We start from the raw sequence: 20,112 nt of genomic DNA on the forward strand, positions 1-20,112 counted from the left end.
AGCCGGACCAGGCGCGGCGCCCGGGAGCCTGACGGGAGAAACGCCCGCATGCTCGAACCGACCGAACCCACCGAGGGTTCCGAACCGAACACCCCCAGCGACACGCTGCCGCCGCGCCGCAGGCGCCGCGCCGCGTCTCGCCCGGCGGGACCGCCGACCGCCCCCGAGGGCGCGGTCGAAAGCAGCGCTCCGGCCACACCGGCCGAGGCGAGCGACGAGAAGCAGGACGAGACCGTAGAGGCCGTAGAGGCCGACGCGGTCACTGAGCCCATTGCGGCCGAGGTGACCGAGGTGGCCCCCGAGGCGCCCGTCGTCGCAGCAGCCGTAGAAACCGAGGAAGAGGCCGCGCCTGCCGGGCGTACGCGCCGTCGTGCGACCCGGAGGGTGTCCGTGCCCGCCGGGGCGCCCGAGGCGAGTGCCGTGCCCGAGGCGGCCGAGATCGTGGTGCCTGCTGTTGCCGCTGCCGCACTTGAAGAGACCACCGTGGCGGAAGAGGCCGCGCCCGTCGTGTCCGGCGAGGACGCCGCTCCGCGCCGCACCCGCCGTCGTGCCACCCGCAAGGTGACCGCGCCCGAGGCCGCTGCCCCCGAGGCCGCGGTGGAGCAGGCGGAGGAGCCTGCCGCGTCGGCCGTCGTCGAGGAAGCCGTAGCTGTCGAAGCTCCGGCGGAAGAGGCCGCGCCCGCCGGGCGCACGCGCCGTCGTGCGACCCGGCGCGCCTCCGCGCCCGCCGGTGCGCCGCAGGCGGCCGAGGCTGTCGAGTACACCGAAGAGACTGAAGCGGCCGCAGCGCCTGCTGCCGCCGCTGTAACCGAAGTGACCGAAGGTGCCGCGCCCGCCGCGTCCGATGAGGATGCCGCGCCGCGTAGGAGCCGTCGTCGCGCCACGCGCCGTGTGTCCGCGCCTGCCGGGACGCCCGTGGGCGAGGAGGCCCCTGTGAACGACGAGACCGCCGCGGACGCCGCGGAGCCGAACACCACCGCCGACGCTCCCGCCGAGGACTCCGGGCCGCGTCGTCGGCGCCGGGTCGTGCGGACCGCGGCCGGCGGGTTCTCCGCGCCCGCGCCCAAGAACGGCAACGCCGCTGAAGAGGACGAGGGGCCGCGCCGGCCCGCGCGGCCGGCCGTGGCCGTGTTCCGGGCGCCCGTCTTCACCGAGCCGATGTTCCAGACGCCGGAGCGGGCCGCCGCCGCTGCCGCCGAGGCGGTGGAGGACGACGAGGAAGAGGTCGTCGTCGCCGAGCCCGTGGCCGTGGAAGTCGTCGAGGAAGAGACCGGCGGGCGTCGTCGGCGCCGTCGCCGGGGTGCCGCCTACGAGGCCGAGCCCGTCGCGCCGGCCGTCGTCGAGGCCGCCGTGGTCGAGGAGGAGCCGGAGGAGGCCGACGAGGCCGCCGAGGCCGCCGAGGACTCCGCAGACGGTGACGAGACCGAGGAGACCGGTTCGCGCCGCCGCCGTCGCCGTGGCGGCCGGCGTCGTCGCCGTGGCGAGTCCGCCACCGGTGAGGACGAGGCCGAGGACGGCGAGGAGTACGCCGCCGAGCAGGCTGCCGAGGATGCCGAGGACACCGCCGAACAGGTCGAGGAGGATGCCGAGGAGGCGGACGACGACCAGGGCGGTTCCGGGTCGAGCAGCAGCCGTCGCCGGCGCCGTCGGCGTCGTCGCGCCGGAGACTCGGGTGGCGAGACCGAGACGACCTCGTCGTCGGACGACCCCGAGCGCACCGTCGTCAAGGTCCGCGAGCCGCGCGCCAAGAAGGACGACCACCCCAGCGACGAGGTGCAGTCCATCAAGGGTTCGACGCGTCTCGAAGCCAAGAAGCAGCGCCGCCGCGAAGGCCGCGAGCAGGGCCGTCGGCGCGTCCCGATCATCACCGAGGCCGAGTTCCTGGCCCGCCGTGAGGCCGTCGAGCGTGTGATGGTCGTCCGGCAGAGCGGTGAGCGCACGCAGATCGGCGTCCTGGAGGACGGCGTGCTCGTCGAGCACTACGTCAACAAGGAGCAGTCGACCTCGTACGTCGGCAACGTCTACCTGGGCAAGGTCCAGAACGTACTGCCCTCCATGGAGGCCGCGTTCATCGACATCGGCAAGGGGCGCAACGCCGTCCTGTACGCCGGTGAGGTCAACTTCGAGGCGCTCGGCATGGCCAACGGGCCGCGCCGCATCGAGTCCGCCCTGAAGTCGGGCCAGTCGGTCCTCGTGCAGGTCACCAAAGACCCGATCGGGCACAAGGGCGCGCGTCTGACCAGCCAGGTCTCCCTTCCCGGGCGCTACCTCGTGTACGTCCCCGAGGGCTCGATGACCGGCATCAGCCGCAAGCTGCCCGACACCGAGCGGGCCCGGCTGAAGACCATCCTCAAGAAGATCGTCCCCGAGGACGCGGGCGTCATCGTGCGTACCGCCGCCGAGGGCGCGAGCGAGGACGAGCTGCGCCGTGACGTCGAGCGGCTGCAGGCGCAGTGGGAGGACATCCAGAAGAAGTCGAAGAGCGGCGGCGGTTCGAACGCCCCGTCGCTGCTGTACGGCGAGCCGGACATGACCGTCCGCGTCGTGCGCGACATCTTCAACGAGGACTTCACCAAGGTCATCGTCAGCGGTGACGAGGCGTGGGACACCATCCACGGCTACGTCTCGCACGTCGCCCCCGACCTCGCCGACCGGCTGTCCAAGTGGACGTCCGAGGTCGACGTCTTCGCGACGTACCGCATCGACGAGCAGCTGATGAAGGCGCTGGACCGCAAGGTCTGGCTGCCGAGCGGCGGTTCGCTGGTCATCGACAAGACCGAAGCGATGATCGTGATCGACGTCAACACCGGCAAGTTCACCGGTCAGGGCGGCAACCTCGAAGAGACCGTGACCAGGAACAACCTGGAGGCGGCCGAGGAGATCGTGCGCCAGCTGCGGCTGCGCGACCTGGGCGGCATCGTCGTCATCGACTTCATCGACATGGTCCTGGAGTCCAACCGGGACCTGGTGCTGCGGCGCCTGCTCGAATGCCTCGGGCGCGACCGTACGAAGCACCAGGTCGCCGAGGTCACCTCGCTGGGCCTGGTCCAGATGACCCGTAAGCGCGTCGGACAGGGCCTCCTCGAGTCCTTCTCCGAGACCTGCGTCCACTGCAACGGCCGCGGTGTCATCGTGCACATGGAGCAGCCGACCTCGGTCGGTGGCGGCGGCAAGCGCAAGCGGCGCGGGCGCGGTGGAGACGGGCAGGACGCCCACGACACGCACGACGGTCACGAGACGCACGAGCACGACTCCGACGAGGTCGAGACCGAGGCGGAGGTGGCGGCCGAGGTCGCCATGCCGGTGCCGTTCGCGGAGACCGAGTTCAGGCCCGACGAGGACCTGTACAGCAGCGCCGCCGAGGCGGAGGCCGCGGCCACCCGTGGTGGGCGTTCGCGGCGCCGGACGAGCCGGCGGGCGTCGGCTCCGGCCGGTGCGCCGAGGGCGGAGTCGCGTGAGTCGCGGCAGCCGCGCGAGGTCCACGAAGTGCGTGCGGAGGCCGAGCCGGTCGCCGTGGAGGACCCGGTCGTCGAGGCTCCGGTCGCTGCCGAAGCGCCTGTCGCCGAGGTTGTCGACGACGCCGCGCCCAAGGGGCGTACGCGCCGTCGTGCGACCCGCAAGGCGACCGCGCCCGCCGGGTCTCCGGCGGGGTCCGAGGAGGCCGCCGTGGTGACGGTCACCGAGGCCGCCGCGCCGGTCGTCGTCGAGACGCCCGCGCCCGCCGAGCAGCCCGAGGCGCCCGCCGAGAGCGCGGCTCCGGCCCGCCCGCGGCGTCGTGCCGTGCGCAAGGCCACCGCGCCCACCGCGTCCGAGGAGGCGGCTGTCACGGTCGTACCGTCGGCCGTGACGGAGGAAGCGCCGGCTGCCGAGGCTGAGTCCGAGGCCGAGGCTCCGGCCAAGAAGACGGCCGCGCGCAAGGCCGCCAAGAAGGCCCCGGCGAAGAAGGCGGTCGCCAAGAAGGCGGCGGCCACCAAGACCGCGGCCAAGAAGACGGCCGCGAAGAAGACGACGGCCAAGAAGGCCGCCAAGACCACGTCGAAGAAGACCGCGGCGGCGGAGCAGACGAGCCCGTCCTCCGTCACCGCCTCCACCGACGAGGGCTGAACCCAGGGCGGGTGCGGCCGGTCCATGTGACCGGTCGCACTCCCCACGGGCCCGGTTTGACCCGTTCGGCTGCGGCCCCGTAACCTTGACTGTCGGCGTGTCCACTGGTGACACGCCACATCCCCGTAAACCTCTTCCTCCCGGGTGTGTTCCACCGGGAGAGGCCGTCTGCTCCGCAGGGCGGCTGGACTGCGGGGGTGCCGTCCCTGAGCTAGAGAGTGAGATCCGCGTGTACGCCATCGTGCGCAGCGGTGGTCGCCAGCACAAGGTTGCTGTCGGCGACATCGTTGAGGTTGACAAGATTTCCACTGCCAAGGTTGGCGACACGGTCGAGCTCTCGACCCTGCTCGTTGTCGACGGCGACGCTGTGACCAGCGACCCGTGGGTGCTGGCCGGCATCAAGGTCCAGGCCGAGATCGTGGACCACCACAAGGGCGTCAAGATCGACATCCTTCGGTACAAGAACAAGACCGGTTACCGCCGTCGTCAGGGCCACCGCCAGCAGTACACGGCGATCAAGGTCACTGAGATCCCCGCGGCTGCGAAGTAAGGGACTGAGGAGAGATGGCACACAAGAAGGGCGCATCGTCCACCCGGAACGGTCGCGACTCCAATGCCCAGCGGCTCGGCGTGAAGCGCTTCGGCGGTCAGGTCGTCAACGCTGGTGAGATCCTGGTCCGCCAGCGCGGCACCCACTTCCACCCCGGTTCGGGCGTCGGCCGTGGCGGCGACGACACGCTGTTCGCGCTGAACGCCGGTGCGGTGGAGTTCGGTACGCACCGTGGCCGCAAGGTCGTGAACATCGTTCCGGTCGGCTGATCGGAAGCTTTCGCGAGGCGGACCTCACTTCCCCTGGTGGGAAGAGGGTCCGCCTTTCGCGTGTTAGTGAAAAGACACCCCGTAAGTAACTGGAGGCACATCCCATGACCACCTTCGTGGACCGCGTCGAGCTGCATGTCGCCGCGGGTAACGGAGGCCACGGCTGTGCCTCCGTCCACCGTGAGAAGTTCAAGCCGCTCGGCGGCCCGGACGGCGGCAACGGCGGAAGGGGCGGTGACGTCATCCTCATCGTCGACCAGTCCGTGACCACGCTGCTCGACTACCACCACTCCCCGCACCGCAAGGCCACCAACGGCAAGCCCGGTGAGGGCGGCAACCGCTCCGGCAAGGACGGCCAGGACCTGGTCCTGCCGGTGCCGGACGGCACGGTCGTGCTCGACGGCGCGGGCAACGTCCTCGCCGACCTGGTCGGCCACGGCACCTCGTACATCGCCGCACAGGGCGGCCGCGGCGGCCTCGGCAACGCGGCACTGGCCTCGGCCCGCCGCAAGGCCCCCGGCTTCGCGCTGCTCGGCGTCCCCGGTGACCTCCAGGACATCGTCCTGGAGCTGAAGACGGTCGCCGACGTCGCCCTCGTGGGCTACCCGAGCGCCGGCAAGTCCTCGCTGATCTCCGTACTGAGCGCGGCCAAGCCGAAGATCGCCGACTACCCCTTCACGACCCTGGTCCCGAACCTGGGCGTCGTGACGGCCGGCGAGACCGTCTACACGATCGCCGACGTCCCCGGACTCATCCCCGGCGCCAGCCAGGGCAAGGGCCTCGGTCTGGAGTTCCTGCGCCACGTCGAGCGGTGCAGCGTCCTCGTGCACGTCCTGGACACCGCGACGCTGGAGTCCGAGCGCGACCCGATCTCCGACCTCGACATGATCGAGGAGGAGCTGAAGCAGTACGGCGGGCTCGGCAACCGGCCGCGCATGGTCGTCCTGAACAAGATCGACGTACCGGACGGCAAGGACCTCGCCGAGATGGTGCGCCCCGACCTGGAGGCGCGCGGCTACCGCGTCTTCGAGGTGTCGGCCGTCGCCCACACGGGACTGCGTGAACTGTCCTTCGCCATCGCGGAGTTCGTCGCCGCGTCGCGGGCCGCGAAGCCGAAGGAGGAGGCGACCCGGATCGTCATCCGCCCGAAGGCGGTCGACGACAGCGGCTTCACCGTCGTACTGGAGGAGGACGGTCTCTTCCGCGTGCGCGGCGAGAAGCCCGAACGCTGGGTGCGCCAGACCGACTTCAACAACGACGAGGCCGTCGGCTATCTCGCCGACCGGCTCAACCGCCTCGGTGTGGAGGCGGAGTTGATGAAGGCGGGCGCCCGCTCCGGCGACGGCGTCGCGATCGGCCCCGAGGACAACGCGGTCGTCTTCGACTGGGAGCCGACCGTCATGGCCGGCGCGGAGATGCTGGGCCGGCGCGGTGAGGACCACCGGCTCGACGAGCCGCGGCCCGCGACGCAGCGGCGTCGGGACAAGCAGGCCGAGCGGGACGAGGCGGCGCAGGAGTTCGAGGAGTTCAAGCCCTTCTGAACCATCGGCGTGGCAGTCTGACGGTCCGTCAGGCGTAACCGAAACCGGCTGAGACCCGTTGCTCTCGAAGCAACGGGTCTCTTGCTGTGTGCTCATTTGTCATGGACGCGATACTTACTGTTCAACAGGCGGGACTCCGCGCACTGTGAGCTTCCAAGTGACCCAAGAGACCAACGTCGCAGGGGAGTTCACGATGACCGGAGCCGTATCACCCGATCGACGACGTTTTCTCGCGGCCGGCGCGGCGGTGCTCGGGGCCGCCGCCTCCGCCCAGTTGTGGCTGCCGACCTCCGCCCGGGCAGCCGAAACCCCGCTGCCCGATGGTGTGTTCAGCCTTGGCATCTCCTCCGGCGACCCGCTGCCCGACGGCATCGTGTTGTGGACGCGCCTCGCCCCGGACCCGCTGAACGGCGGTGGGATGCCGGATCAAGTGGTCCCGGTGGAGTGGGAGATCGCCGAGGACGCCCGTTTCAGAAAGAGCGTGCGCCGCGGAATCGCCCCCGCCCGGCCCGAGTACGGGCACAGCGTTCACGTGGATGTACGGGGACTGCGCCCGGGCCGTGACTACTGGTACCGCTTCCGCACCAGTGGCCAGCTCTCCGCCACCGGCCGCACCCGTACCGCGCCGCACCCGGACAGCTCCGGCGGCCGGCTGCGCGTCGCGCTCGCCTCCTGCCAGAACTGGCAGAACGGCTACTTCACGCCGTACGCCGACATGCTGTCCCAGGACCCCGACTTCGTGCTCTTCGTCGGCGACTACATCTACGAGTCGGCGCCGTCGAGCGCGGGGCCGCGCCGGCACGAGGGGACCGGGGAGCCGTACAGCCTGGTGCAGTACCGCAACCGGTACGCGCAGTACCGCAGCGACCCGGACCTGCTGGCGATGCACGCCAACACCCCCTGGGTGGTGACCTTCGACGACCACGAGGTGGACAACGACTGGGCGGGGGAGGTCCCGCAGGACCCCGACAAGCAGCCGCACGACGCGTTCGTGGCGCGGCTGACGGCGGCCTTCCAGGCGTACTACGAGCACATGCCGGTGCGGGCGGGCGCCGTGCCGAACGGGCCGCACATCCAGATGTACCGGCGCCTGGAGTTCGGCCGTCTGATGCGGCTCAACGTGCTGGACACCCGGCAGTTCCGCAGCGACCAGGCCACCACGCAGGCCGGCGCCGAGGACCCGGCGATGACGATGATGGGCGCCGAGCAGAAGCAGTGGCTGCTGAACGGGCTGCGCCACTCGCCCGCCCGCTGGAACGTCGTCGCCTCGCAGATCATGATGGCCGAGACGGACATCCTGCTCGGCGCGGGCAAGCAGTGGTTCTACGACGCCTGGGACGGCTACCAGGTCGAACGCAACGCCCTGCTGCGGGACTTCAGGAGCGTCCGCAACCCGGTGGTGCTCAGCGGCGACCGGCACCTGACGATGATCAGCGACCTGAAGGAGGACTTCGCCGACCCGGACTCCGACGTCGTCGGTGCCGAGTTCGTCGGTACGTCCATCTCCAGCAACGGCGACCAGGACCAGGCCGCCTTCCACGCCCAGTGGGACCCGCTGATGGCGGACAACCCGCACTGGAAGGTGATCGACGCCCACCGCGGCTACCACCTGTTCGACATCCGGCGGGACGGCATCGACGCGAAGGTGCGGGTCGTGGACACCGTGCTGAAGCCGACGGCCACGCCGAGTACCTACGCCTCGCTCCGCGTCGAGGCGGGCGATCCCGGGGTCCAGGTGGTCTGAGGTTCTGTGAAGCCTGTGTGACCGGAGCCTGGGACTCATCTGTGTCCCAGGCTCCTCTCAGGTCAAACTCAGGAACAACTCTTACCTTCCATTAACCATGGAGACGGACTGTATTAAGGAAGCGCTGCCCTCCGGGACCCGGCTGCTGCACATCGGCCCGCACAAGACCGGGACCACCGCCATCCAGGGCGCGCTGTTCGACGCGAAGGACACGATGCCCGAGCACGGCGTCGACTTCCCCGCCCACAGCAGACACCCGATGGAAGCGGCCCTCGCGGCCTGCGCCCGGCCTGCGATGATGGGCGACACCGTGCCCACCGACAAGCACTGGACGCGCCTCCTCGACGCCGTGCGCGCCACCGGCGACCGCACCTCGGTGATCAGCAGCGAGTTCTTCGCCGACGCCGAGGACGACGAGGCCATCGCCCGGATCGTGGAGCAGCTCGGCGGCGAGCGCGTGCACATCCTGATCACCCTGCGCCCGCTGGCGAAGATCATGCCCTCGCAGTGGCAGCAGTACGTGCAGAACGGCCTGCGCATGGGCTACGACAACTGGCTGGAGCACATGCTCCGCAAGGCGCCCTACGAGCAGCCCAACCCCAGCTTCTGGCGCCGGCACCGGCACGACCGGCTGGTGGAGCGGTGGACCCGGGCCGTCGGCCCCGAGCGGGTCACGGTCGTCGTGGTCGACGACGGCGACCGGGACGGGCTGCTGCGCACCTTCGAGGCGCTGCTCGGACTGCCCGCGAATCTGCTGCGGCCGGTTCCGGACGCGGCGAACCGTTCTCTCACCCTCGCCGAGACCGAAATGCTGCGAAAGCTCAATGTGGAATTCCGCGGCAATGGGCTCCCCGACGAGCTGTATTCCAAGCTCGTGCGCAACGGCGCGGTCATGCATATGAAGAATTCGTGCAGTCCGACCCCGCAGGACGTGAAGATCACGACACCGCGGTGGGCCGTCGAGGCGGCGGGCTCGATCGGCGCCGAGATGGCCGGCACCATCGCCGCCACGGGCGTGCGGATCGTCGGCGACACCGCGCTCCTGTCGGCCGTACCGAAGACCGTGGAGAAGGTGCCCACGGCGCCGCGGATCGCGCCCGAGGTGGCCGCGCAGGCGCTGTACGGGGCGCTCGCGGCGGTGGCCGCGGCGCCGGTCCGGCACACCGCGCCGGCGAAAGCGCGGACCGTTCACCAGACGTCGTCGAAGGAACTCGTACGAGTTCTCGGTCACCGATGTCTGAAGAGGCTGCGGCGCCGCTGAGAGGTGTCGTCGCGCGGTCACCAGCAGTGCAAGATGAATGACAGGTGTCGCTCACATATGCGGCGGAGGTCACTCGCCTTGCACTGCGGTAACCGTGAGTGGGACCATTTGCCAGTTCCCCCGTTGTCCCGAGGTAGGTCAAGGTCGCCTGTGTCGCACATAGCCAAGCCCCGCACCACCGCAGTGATCCTGGCCGGCGGTACCGGCCAGCGCGTGGGTCTCTCGATCCCCAAGCAGCTGCTGAAGATCGCCGGCAAGGCAGTCATCGAGCACACCCTGACCACCTTCGAGAACGCCGACTCGATCGACGACATCATCGTTCTGATGGCGCCGGGCTATGTCCCCGACGTCGAGAAGATCGTCGCCAAGGCCGGCTTCGAGAAGGTCACCCGGATCATCGAGGGCGGCTCCACGCGGAACGAGACCACCGAGCGCGCCATCGCCGCCCTCGGCGAGGGCCTGGCCGAGGGCGAGGACGCCAACGTCCTCTTCCACGACGCCGTGCGCCCGCTGCTCTCGCAGCGCGTGATCGACGACTGTGTGATCGCCCTGGAGCGCTTCCAGGCCGTCGACGTGGCCATCCCCTCCGCGGACACCATCATCGTGACCCGCACGCACGGCGACGACGGCGAGTTCATCACCGAGATCCCCGACCGCTCCCGGCTGCGCCGCGGCCAGACGCCCCAGGCGTTCAAGCTGTCCACGATCCGCCGCGCCTACGAGGTCGCCGCCGGGGACCCCAACTTCCAGGCCACCGACGACTGCAGCGTCGTACTCAAGTACCTGCCGGACGTGCCGATCCACGTCGTCGCGGGCGACGAGTACAACATGAAGGTCACCCAGCCCGTCGACGTCTTCATCGCCGACAAGCTCTTCCAGCTCGCCTCCACGGCCGCCCCCGAGCAGGTCGACGAGGCCGCCTACCGCGAGCTGCTCACCGGCAGGACGCTGGTCGTCTTCGGCGGCTCGTACGGCATCGGCAAGGACATCGCGGAGCTCGCCGAGGGCTACGGCGCCAAGGTCTACGCGCTCGGCCGCTCCACCACCGGCACGCACGTCGAGAACCCGGAGGAGGTCGACGACGCGCTGTCCAAGGCCTACGCCGAGACCGGGCGCATCGACTACGTCATCAACACCGCGGGCGTGCTGCGCATCGGCAAGCTGGCCGAGACGGACAACGCGACCATCGAGGAAGCGCTGAAGGTCAACTACCTGGCGCCGGTGCAGATCGCCCGTTCCGCGTACAAGTACCTCGCCGAGACCAAGGGCCAGCTGCTGCTGTACACCTCCAGCAGCTACACCCGGGGCCGTGCCGAGTACAGCCTGTACTCCTCGACCAAGGCCGCGATGGTGAACCTCACGCAGGCCCTGTCCGACGAGTGGGCCGGCGACGGCATCCGCGTCAACTGCGTCAACCCGGAGCGCACCGCTACACCGATGCGCACCAAGGCCTTCGGCCAGGAGGCCGCGGGCACCCTGCTCTCCTCCGAGGCCGTGGCCCGCGCCTCGCTCGACGTGCTGCTGTCCGAGCTGACCGGCCATGTCATCGACGTCCGCCAGCAGGACCCGACGGCCGGTGCGGCCAGGGCCTCGGGCTTCGAGGCCGCCCTCGCCTCGGTGCTGGACGTCCAGGACGGCGTTTAATTAAGCCTGACTCTGAGATCCCGGTAAATTACTCAAAACCCCTAAGAGCAGGTTTATCAGTGATTTCCACCGCCATCCGCGTTGCCCGGGTGGGCAGCGCGGCCGAGCTCGCCGCGGCCGTCCTCATGATGCTGGGCTTCCCCGCCCTCATGCTGGCCGCGCTCATCCCGAGTGTCCCCGCGTTCGCCGCGGCGGCCGTCGTGACGTACGTCGCCGACCACTATCTGCACCGCCAGGGCAGCTATCTGGTCAACCGCCTCAGCAAGGTCAGGGCGGGCCTGTCCATCCGCTTCCTGATCCGCCAGCTCCTGCTGATCCTCCTGCTGGCCCGAATGGACCTCTCGGACCACCTGATCTTCTACGGCGCGATCGCCTGCTTCATCGCCTTCTACGGCCTCCAGGCCCCGCACGGCGCCGTCGTCACGCTGATCCGCAACCGCCGCCGGATGCCGGTCGCCACCCGCAACGTCGACCTCGGCTCGCGCATCAACATCCCGGACGCCCCGCCGTTCGGCCTGCTGGAGCGCTCCGCCGAGAAGATGCTCCACCTCGACCTGTTCGCCGTCGTGGGCCTGCTGATCTCCGCACAGCTGGACTCGGCCGTCGCCGCCTTCATCGGCATCGGCGTCACCCTGTTCCTCGGCACCTTCTACGTCCTCGCGCTCGTCCCGTACATACGGGGTACGAAGATCCCGCCGACCGCCGAGGTCATCCTCGAGGCCGTCGACGACTGGCTGCACGAGTACCAGCCGCAGACCGTGCTCTGCTTCTCCGGCTCCAAGGACTCGGCCTACCAGGTCAACATGTGGCTGGAGACCATGGAGCAGCTGGACACCCGGCCCCTGGTCCTGCTCCGCGAGCGCGTCATACTGCAGAACCTCGCCCCCACCAAGGTCCCCGTCATCTGCGTCCCCGGCGGCGTGCACCTGATGAACATGGACCTGTCGAGCGTGCGCGTCGCGCTGTACGCGGCCAACGTCGGCAAGAACATCCACCTGCTGCGCGTCCCCACCATGAAGCACGTCTTCATCGGCCACGGCGACAGCGACAAGCTGGCCAGCGTCAACCCGTTCAGCAAGGTCTACGACGAGGTGTGGACCGCGGGCCGGGCGGGCCGCGACCGCTACGCCATCGCCGACGTCGGTGTCCGCGACGACGACATCGTCGAGGTCGGCCGCCCGCAGCTCGCCCCCATCCGGACCTGGCAGGGCGTGCCCGAGGACCGCATCCCGACCGTGCTCTACGCGCCGACCTGGGAGGGCTGGGACAACGACCCCGGCAACACCTCCCTCCTGCTGGCCGGCGAGAACATCGTGAAGAAGCTGCTCAAGGCCGACCCGCCGGTCCGTGTCCTGTACAAGCCGCACCCCTTCACCGGCACCGTCAGCTCCGCGGCCGGCTCCGCGCACCGCAAGGTCACCGCCCTGGTGGAGAAGGCCGCCGCCCAGCGCGCGACCGACCCGCGCTTCCAGGCCGACGCCGCCGCCCAGAGCAAGGCCAAGGCCGACATGGCGCGTATCGAGGCCCGGATCACCGAACTGACCGGCGGCGCCGCCGACAAGGGCGACGAGGCCGAGCTCACCCGGGACGGCGTGGTCGACCTGGCCAAGTACGAGGAGATCGCCCGGCTGCGCGCCGAGTGGAACGACGCGTACTGGAAGTCCTTCGGCACCTTCGAGCACCGGGTCATCTCCGGCGCCGAACCGCGCCTGTACGACTGCTTCAACGTGTCCGACGCTATGGTCTCCGACATCTCCAGCGTGGTCTCCGACTTCATCGCGAGCGGCAAGCCGTACGCGGTCACGGACTCCGCGCAGCTCGGCGTGGAGGAGTTCAAGCGGCAGAACACCGCGGTGCGCGCCGCCGTGATCCTCTCCAACAAGGCCGCCGAACTGGGCGAGCTGCTGGCGGCGGTCCGCGCCCCGGACGCCGACCCGCTGGCCGAGGACCGCAAGGAACTCAAGGAGTACCTGCTCGGCCCGGACGAGCCCACGTCCATCGAGCAGTTCAACACCGCGGTACGGGACCTGGCGCTCAAGTCCGAGGCCCGCAACGTCGGCCAGGAACGGTCGGCGGCGACCGGTGACCCGGCGAGTCCGTCGGAGGCCCACCTGTCGGCCGACCCCACCGCCGGCTGACCTGCGCGAGTCAGAATTTGGTCAAGAAGAGCCCGGTTTTTGGGGAGTGATCCTCGAAAACCGGGCTCTTTTGCGTATCCCCTGCTGACGGAGGACAACCGATCCACCCGGTCGGCAGTCTTCTAGACGGCGATTCAATGGACAAAGGGGAACGCGTGACCGTGACGCAGCCTGATGTGACCGTGGTCATCGGGGCGTACGAGGCGATGCCGTACCTCGTCGAGTGCCTGCGCTCGGTCGAGGCACAGACCCTGGACCCGGCCCGGATCGAGGTCGTCGCCGTCGACGACGGCTCGACGGACGGCACGGGGGAGTACCTGGAGCAGTTCGCGGCCCGCGCCGCGACCCACGTCACGGTGATCCGCCAGGAGAACTCCGGCGGCCCCAGCTCCCCGCGCAACGTCGGCCTCGGCAAGGCGACCGGGCGCTACGTCTTCTTCCTCGACGCCGACGACCGGCTGGCCCCCGAGGCCCTGGAGCGCATGGTCGCCATGGCCGACCGCAACGGCACCGACGTGGTGCTCGGCAAGGTCGAGGGCATCAACCGCGTCCCGCCCAAGGCCGCGTGGGTCGAGACGCTGGAGCGCACCGACGTCTTCCACTCCAACATCAAGTTCACGCTGAGCGCCCAGAAGCTGTTCAGGCGGGCGCTGCTGGAGCGGTACAGCATGCGGTTCGACGAGTCGCTGTTCACCGGCGAGGACGCGCTGTTCACGATGGAGGCCTATCTGCGGGCCGACGGCGTCTCCGTGATCGCCGACCACACCTGCTACTACCTGGTGGGCCGCGACGACGGCAAACACGTGACGAAGAGCGGGAGTTACACCCTGCGCTTCGACTCCGCGCGCGCGTTGATGAACCTCATCGCGGAGATGGTCCCGCCGGGCGTGGAGCGCGACAAGCTGATGCTCCGCCCGTTCCTGGTCACCCTGCTCCCGCAGTTCGGACCGAAGTACCTGGCGGACAGCGAGCAGGTACGGCGCCACAAGTTCGAGCTGGCCAAACCGCTGATGGCCGCGCACTGGACCGACGAGGTGGCCGTCCGCCTCAAGGTCGACGAACGGCTGCGGCTGCATCTGGTGGCCAAGGAGCGTCCCGAACTCCTGCTGGACGTAGTCGAGTTCGTCAAGTCGAAGAAACGTCCCGACGCGGTCGTGGAGAAGCGGGGCCGCCGGGTGTACCTGGCGTATCCGCACTTCCGCTCCGAAGCGGCGGGGCTGCCCGACTCCCTCTACCTCGCCGAACCCCGAGAGGCTCGCGAGGTCGAGGGGTATCGGGAGGGGGCGGCGGGTGCGTTGCTGCGCCGGGCGACGCGGAAGGCGCGCCGGGTGCTGCTGTCCCGCGCGGTCACCTCACGAGGCCGGGCAGCGGTCTGACGGATCCTGGCGGACGGTGAGCCCGGTCGCGGGGTCGCTCAGAACCTCCTGATGGGTGGTCTTGCGGAGGATGCTTCCCGGCTCGACGCCCAGTTCCTGTACAAGGTGGCGCCGGGTGTCGCGGGCCCGGCCGGCTTCGAGGACGGCCCTGGCATGCTCCTCATGAGCGGAGAGCCGCTCGGCGCATCGGGCCAACGACGTGATGCTGCGGATCATCGACGGATGGGTCACCAACCGCTACATCGACCAGTTCCACACCCTGTGGACGCACCCGCACGCCTGTGACCAGGGCACCTGAGACACGCTGAAAGCGGCGGAGTCCCGATGGCCGTCCGTGACCACCGAAGGTCCCTCGTCGGGCGTGCGAACGGTCACGGACGGCTGTCCGGGGACTGGACCGATGCACGGCCCCCGCCCTGTTCGCGTAGATTGCCGCGCGGGGCAGCCGGACCTACGCGAGGGGAAGTCAGCACGTGGCAGGGGCAAGGCAGGCCGTGACCGAGGCCCGCAGGATCGTCGTCAAGGTGGGTTCCTCCTCGCTGACCACCGCGGCCGGCGGCCTGGACGCCGACCGCGTCGACGCCCTCGTCGACGTCCTCGCCAAGAGCCGCAGCGGAGGCGAGAGAGAAGTCGTCCTCGTCTCCTCCGGCGCCATCGCCGCAGGACTCGCCCCGCTCGGACTGCGCCGCCGCCCCAAGGACCTGGCCCGCCAGCAGGCCGCCGCCAGCGTCGGCCAGGGCCTCCTCGTGGCCCGCTACACCGCCTCCTTCGCCCGCTACGGCATCCGCGTCGGCCAAGTGCTGCTCACCTCCGACGACATGAGCCGCCGCTCCCACCACCGCAACGCCTCCCGCACCCTCGACAAACTCCTCGCCATGGGTGCCCTCCCGATCGTCAACGAGAACGACACCGTCGCCACCGACGAGATCCGCTTCGGCGACAACGACCGGCTCGCCGCCCTCGTCGCCCACCTCGTCCACGCCGACCTGCTGGTTCTGCTCTCCGACATCGACGGTGTCTACGACGGCGACCCCAGCAAGCCGGGCACCTCGCGGATAGCGGAAGTACGGGGCCCGCAGGACCTCGCCCACGTCGAGATCGGCAGCGCGGGCAAGGCCGGTGTCGGCACCGGCGGCATGGTCACCAAGGTCGAGGCGGCCCGTATCGCCGCCGCCGCAGGCATTCCCGTCGTGCTGACGAGCGCGGTCCACGCGACCGACGCGCTGAGCGGCGGCGACACCGGAACCTACTTCCACGCCACCGGCAAGCGCTCCGCGGACCGGCTGCTCTGGCTGCAGCACGCGTCCACCCCTCAGGGCTCGTTGACGCTCGACGACGGTGCCGTGCGCGCGGTCGTGCAGCGCCGTATGTCGCTGCTGCCGGCCGGAATCGCCGCCGTCGAGGGCGAGTTCAGCGCGGGCGACCCCGTCGAACTCCGGGACGGCGCCGGACACCCGGTCGCCCGGGGGCTCGTCAACTTCGACGCCAAGGAGATCCCCCAGCTGATCGGCCGCTCCACCAGGGAACTGGCGCGGGAGCTGGGGCCGTCGTACGAGAGGGAAGTCGTACACAGGGACGACCTGGTGATCCTCCACCCGTAAAACAACCGAAACGTCCGCCTCCCTCGGTGGACGTTCCGCAAAAGTGCCACACGGACGCCCTGCGCCTGCTCAACTTTGCTCAGGGACTCATCCGCGCGAGCACAGCAGCTCGACCATTGCGTAAGGAGGCCGTCGTGAGACGAGTGCGCCCTGGGGCGGCGGCGTCCCGCGGTGGTGCCACCTCCCGCGCGCCCGGCGAGGAGCGCACGCTGACGAGCGTCGCGGCCGGCGCCCGGTACGAGGGCGGGGAACCCAAGGACCTTCCCCGGCTGTGGCATGTCACCCTCAGCGTCTCCGGCGGCGAGGCCCCGCTGAAGGAGGTGCGGCGCGGCCTGGAACAGCTCGCCCACGACCACCCCTTTCTGCTGACCAGCCGCTACGCCAACGACCACGCGGAGATCCGCTACTGGGAGGAGGCCCGCGACCTGCACGACGCCGCCGCCGTCGCGCTGCGCCTGTGGGGTGAGCACCGCCAGACCGCCAAGCTGCCGCCGTGGGAGATCGTCGGCCTGGAGGTCATCGACCGCGAGACCTACCACCAGCGCATCTCCGAGGGCTACGGCCCGCTGCCCGCGACCCCGGTCGGCGTACATCCGTTTTGAGCCGTCTTCGGGCCCTTCCGTACTTGTCTCGCGGTTTGGGATAGCCGGTGGACGCCTCCGCCCGGCGCACTACCCTTCCCTCATGACCACGCTCTCGCCGTACGATTCCATGTCCCCGGTCACCCGGGCCGCCTACCGCGCCAAGTCCGCCGCCGCCGACCTCGCGCCGCTGCCCCGGGCCGAGAAGGACGACGCGCTGCTCGCCATCGCGGACGCGCTGGAAGTCCGTACGAGCGAAATCGTCGAGGCCAACGCCAAAGACATCGCCAAGGCCCGAGCGGCCGGCACCAGCGAGACGGTCATCGACCGGCTGACCCTCACCCCCGAGCGCATCCGGGCCATCGCCTCCGACGTCCGGGACGTCGTCGCGCTGCCCGACCCGGTCGGCGAGGTCGTCCGCGGCTCGACCCTCCCGAACGGCATCGACCTGCGCCAGGTCCGCGTCCCCCTCGGCGTCGTCGGCATCATCTACGAGGCCCGCCCGAACGTGACCGTGGACGCGGCTGCGTTGTGCCTGAAGTCCGGCAACGCCGTCCTGCTGCGCGGCTCGGCCTCCGCCTACGAGTCCAACACCGCCCTCGTACGCGTCCTGCGCGACGCCGTCGGCGGCGCCGGACTGCCCGCCGACGCCGTGCAGCTGGTACCCGGCGAGAGCCGCGAGAGCGTCCGCGAGCTGATGCGCGCCCGGGGCCTCGTCGACGTCCTCATCCCGCGCGGCGGCGCCTCCCTGATCCAGACCGTCGTCTCCGAGTCCACGGTCCCCGTGATCGAGACGGGCGTCGGCAACTGCCACGTCTACGTCGACGCCCACGCCGACCTCGACATGGCCATCGACATCCTGATCAACTCCAAGGCCCAGCGGCCCAGCGTCTGCAACGCCGCCGAGACCCTCCTCGTCCACCAGGACATCGCCCCCGAGTTCCTGCCCCGCGCCCTGGACGCCCTCGCCGAGGCCGGCGTCACCGTGCACGCCGACGAACGCGTCCTGGCCTACGCCAAGGAGTCCAAGGCCACCGTCGTCGAGGCCACCCCCGAGGACTGGGACACCGAGTACCTCTCCTACGACATCGCCGCCGCCGTCGTCGACTCGCTCGACAAGGCCGTCCAGCACATCCGGCTGTGGAGCTCCGGCCACACCGAGGCGATCGTCACCTCCTCACAGCAGGCCGCCCGCCGCTTCACCCAGTTGGTCGACTCCACCACCGTCGCCGTCAACGCCTCCACGCGCTTCACGGACGGCGGCCAGTTCGGCTTCGGCGCGGAGATCGGCATCTCCACCCAGAAGCTGCACGCACGGGGCCCGATGGGCCTGCCGGAACTGACGAGCACCAAGTACATCGTCACCGGCGACGGGCACATCCGCCGCTGAACCAGAGGCGTTTGGCATATGCGCCAGGCATAGGGCCTCGTGGACGGAGAGACATCTCACCCTGCGGATGAATTTCCCTACCGCCTGCCCAAATTGACCCCCCAGGTCTACTCTGGAGAGGTGCCGGAGGACGTGGGGGGCACGCCGTTCCCTGACGGCTGGGAGCCCGACGACGACCACGACCGCGGAAAGTCGGACGAAGAATTCGACTCCGTGGTCTTCGACGAGGCCTTCGTACGGGCGGCCGTAGTACACGAGCCGACCGCCGTCGAGCGTCTCCTTGCCGCCGCGCAGGCGAGAGCCGAAGCCTCCGAGGCCGAGGCGCGCCGCGCCCAGCGCGGCAGAGGCGCACGAGGCGACGACGACCTCTTCGAGGACACCTACGGACGCGATTTCGGCCATGATCCGGAACTTGACGACCTGGACGACGCCGACCTCGTCGAAGGCCGCTACGGCGCCCCGGGAACGTACGGCAAACAGGTCCGCTGGCACCGCCCCGTCGCCTGGCTGCTCGCCCTGGTGATGGGCATAGGCATGGTCGCCCTGGCCTTCTCGGCGGTCTACCGCGGCGCGTCCTCGGGCAGCAGGGACCGCGTCCCGCCCCCGGCCTCCACCGGCGTGGAACAGGGCACGGGGGCGGCACCCTCCGTCTCCGCGGACAACTCCCAGCCACCACTGTCGGCCGCACCGCGCACGCCCTGAGCGAGCTGTGACCGGGTCGGTGAGAACCTGTCAGAACTTGTCGTGTACCAGGGCGTTTACCTGAGGCTCCGGAGACCTACTCTGAAAGTATGGGCGGTCCAGGAGACCCACCTGAAGGGACGCCCGAGGGCGCTCCCGGGGGTGGTGAGGACGAGTACCGATCCGTCGTGTTCGACGAGTCGTTCGTCCGTGCTGCCCGGCTCCAGGAGTTCTCCGCGCAGGAGCGCATGGCCGACCACGCCCCCGCCGTCCGCCGCCGCCCGGCCCTGCGCCGCGGCCTCTCCCGCCAGGCCCTGATCCTGGTCATGCTGATCGCCGTCGCCTTCGGCACCGCGATCTACATGGGCGTACGGCACCCCTACACGACCCCCACGGCCCAGCAGCCCGCCGAGCCGCTGCGGATGACCGTCATCCCGCTGTCCCCCCAGGGCAAGGTGCCGGGGGCGGCCGACGCCGAATATCTCTTCGCGCACAGCCCCGCCGCGCAGTTCGACGTCGGCGGCGACGGCATACCGCTGCCGGCCGCGCGGCGCACCGAGCACTTCTCGGACAGCCAGGTCGTGGCCGCCCTGAGCACCGCCAAGGACTACATCGTCGAGTCCTCGCTCTACCCGGCCGTGCTCACCGGCGGACAGATCCGCCCCGCGCGTGTCCTCGTCGATCCCGACCAGCTCGACCAGTTCGACCAGAGCTTCGAGCACCCGGCCGCCGACGGCCGGCACGAGTCCACCGGATGGCTGGTTCGCTTCGATCCATCACGCGCCGAACTGGCCGACCGCAAGATCCGCGTCCAGGGCACCCTGCAGGCCGCCGAGGTCGACTCGTCCACCCTTGAGGTCACCGCCGACGGAACCTTCGTCTACGCGCTCCGGCCGACCGGCTCCGGCGACAAGGCCCAGGCATCCCTGTTCACCGTCCGCCGCGAGCTCCAGTTCCGCTTCGACCGCGACGACCTGCGCATGGACCAGGCCCAGATCGTCGCCTCCTACGTCCAGGCCGGACCGCTGTCCTGCGCCGAGGACTCCGTCACCTATCTGCGGCCCCTGCTCGCCGGCCAGACCGCCAAGGCGGGCGGCCCGGCCGGCACCGACCCGTTCGCCACGGGCGGCGCCACGGCCCTGTGCGGCTCACTGGCGGCCGGCGCACAACCGAAGGTGTGAAAGCCGTTCAGCCACGGCTGTGCGAGGCCGCCGCAGGTATGAGGCCGGTGT

15 protein-coding genes are annotated in these 20,112 nt (G+C 70.2%); 14 read left to right on the forward strand and 1 reads right to left on the reverse strand.

Annotation, left to right across the window (positions count from 1 at the left end; all coding sequences use genetic code 11):
• Positions 1–48: 48 nt before the first annotated feature.
• From OH768_RS34610 to OH768_RS34650, 9 genes are all read left to right on the forward strand, one after another.
• Positions 49–4,104, forward strand: a complete 4,056-nt coding sequence (locus OH768_RS34610) for a ribonuclease E/G (protein WP_406459877.1) — start codon at positions 49–51, stop codon at positions 4,102–4,104.
• Positions 4,105–4,333: 229 nt separating this feature from the next.
• On the forward strand, positions 4,334–4,654 hold the full coding sequence (rplU, locus tag OH768_RS34615) for a 50S ribosomal protein L21 (RefSeq protein ID WP_006374708.1): 321 nt from the start codon (positions 4,334–4,336) through the stop codon (positions 4,652–4,654).
• A gap of 14 nt (positions 4,655–4,668) precedes the next feature.
• Positions 4,669–4,923 (forward strand): 50S ribosomal protein L27, encoded by a 255-nt coding sequence (gene rpmA, locus OH768_RS34620; RefSeq protein ID WP_406459878.1) that lies wholly within the window; start codon positions 4,669–4,671, stop codon positions 4,921–4,923.
• A gap of 104 nt (positions 4,924–5,027) precedes the next feature.
• The gene (gene obgE, locus OH768_RS34625; RefSeq protein ID WP_019065547.1) at positions 5,028–6,464 is read left to right on the forward strand and encodes a GTPase ObgE; all 1,437 of its coding nucleotides are present in this window, start codon (positions 5,028–5,030) and stop codon (positions 6,462–6,464) included.
• A 193-nt stretch (positions 6,465–6,657) separates the two neighbouring features.
• Positions 6,658–8,208, forward strand: coding sequence for an alkaline phosphatase D family protein (locus OH768_RS34630; protein WP_406459879.1), 1,551 nt, complete (start codon positions 6,658–6,660; stop codon positions 8,206–8,208).
• A 97-nt stretch (positions 8,209–8,305) separates the two neighbouring features.
• Positions 8,306–9,469, forward strand: a complete 1,164-nt coding sequence (locus OH768_RS34635; RefSeq protein ID WP_406459880.1) for a hypothetical protein — start codon at positions 8,306–8,308, stop codon at positions 9,467–9,469.
• A 150-nt stretch (positions 9,470–9,619) separates the two neighbouring features.
• On the forward strand, positions 9,620–11,113 hold the full coding sequence (locus OH768_RS34640; RefSeq protein WP_406459881.1) for an SDR family NAD(P)-dependent oxidoreductase: 1,494 nt from the start codon (positions 9,620–9,622) through the stop codon (positions 11,111–11,113).
• A 59-nt stretch (positions 11,114–11,172) separates the two neighbouring features.
• Complete coding sequence (locus OH768_RS34645) at positions 11,173–13,251, forward strand: hypothetical protein (protein ID WP_406459882.1); 2,079 nt, start codon at positions 11,173–11,175, stop codon at positions 13,249–13,251.
• 155 nt (positions 13,252–13,406) lie between these two features.
• On the forward strand, positions 13,407–14,627 hold the full coding sequence (locus tag OH768_RS34650) for a glycosyltransferase family 2 protein (protein WP_406459883.1): 1,221 nt from the start codon (positions 13,407–13,409) through the stop codon (positions 14,625–14,627).
• On the opposite strand, the gene OH768_RS34655 is transcribed toward OH768_RS34650, so the two are convergent.
• Entirely contained in the window at positions 14,604–14,843 is a 240-nt protein-coding gene (locus tag OH768_RS34655; RefSeq protein WP_406459884.1) for a hypothetical protein, read from the reverse strand. The genes OH768_RS34650 and OH768_RS34655 overlap by 24 nt on opposite strands.
• Before the next feature lie 278 nt (positions 14,844–15,121).
• Here OH768_RS34655 and proB point away from each other — a divergent pair, with 278 nt between their 5' ends.
• The 5 genes from proB to OH768_RS34680 all read left to right on the forward strand — a co-directional run bounded on the left by proB (position 15,122) and on the right by OH768_RS34680 (position 20,061).
• Entirely contained in the window at positions 15,122–16,228 is a 1,107-nt protein-coding gene (proB, locus tag OH768_RS34660) for a glutamate 5-kinase (protein WP_406465568.1), read from the forward strand.
• A gap of 143 nt (positions 16,229–16,371) precedes the next feature.
• Complete coding sequence (locus OH768_RS34665; protein WP_406465570.1) at positions 16,372–16,830, forward strand: hypothetical protein; 459 nt, start codon at positions 16,372–16,374, stop codon at positions 16,828–16,830.
• An 82-nt stretch (positions 16,831–16,912) separates the two neighbouring features.
• Entirely contained in the window at positions 16,913–18,199 is a 1,287-nt protein-coding gene (locus OH768_RS34670) for a glutamate-5-semialdehyde dehydrogenase (RefSeq protein WP_406459885.1), read from the forward strand.
• A 93-nt stretch (positions 18,200–18,292) separates the two neighbouring features.
• Positions 18,293–18,901: a hypothetical protein gene (locus tag OH768_RS34675; protein ID WP_406459886.1), complete on the forward strand. Its 609-nt coding sequence runs from the start codon at positions 18,293–18,295 to the stop codon at positions 18,899–18,901.
• Between the two features lie 89 nt (positions 18,902–18,990).
• Positions 18,991–20,061, forward strand: coding sequence for a hypothetical protein (locus OH768_RS34680; protein ID WP_406459887.1), 1,071 nt, complete (start codon positions 18,991–18,993; stop codon positions 20,059–20,061).
• Positions 20,062–20,112: the final 51 nt, after the last annotated feature.

It is taken from the genome of Streptomyces sp. NBC_01622 (assembly GCF_045209635.1).
Taxonomy (GTDB): domain Bacteria; phylum Actinomycetota; class Actinomycetes; order Streptomycetales; family Streptomycetaceae; genus Streptomyces.

Excerpts from the sequence above, each read along its gene's own strand:
- OH768_RS34680 (WP_406459887.1), top strand. The coding sequence starts at position 18,991 with ATGGGCGGTCCAGGAGACCCACCTGAAGGGACGCCCGAGGGCGCTCCC.
- OH768_RS34630 (WP_406459879.1), top strand. The coding sequence starts at position 6,658 with ATGACCGGAGCCGTATCACCCGATCGACGACGTTTTCTCGCGGCCGGC.
- OH768_RS34655 (WP_406459884.1), bottom strand. The coding sequence starts at position 14,843 with ATGATCCGCAGCATCACGTCGTTGGCCCGATGCGCCGAGCGGCTCTCC.
- OH768_RS34670 (WP_406459885.1), top strand. The coding sequence starts at position 16,913 with ATGACCACGCTCTCGCCGTACGATTCCATGTCCCCGGTCACCCGGGCC.
- OH768_RS34610 (WP_406459877.1), top strand. The coding sequence starts at position 49 with ATGCTCGAACCGACCGAACCCACCGAGGGTTCCGAACCGAACACCCCC.
- obgE (WP_019065547.1), top strand. The coding sequence starts at position 5,028 with ATGACCACCTTCGTGGACCGCGTCGAGCTGCATGTCGCCGCGGGTAAC.
- rpmA (WP_406459878.1), top strand. The coding sequence starts at position 4,669 with ATGGCACACAAGAAGGGCGCATCGTCCACCCGGAACGGTCGCGACTCC.
- OH768_RS34635 (WP_406459880.1), top strand. The coding sequence starts at position 8,306 with ATGGAGACGGACTGTATTAAGGAAGCGCTGCCCTCCGGGACCCGGCTG.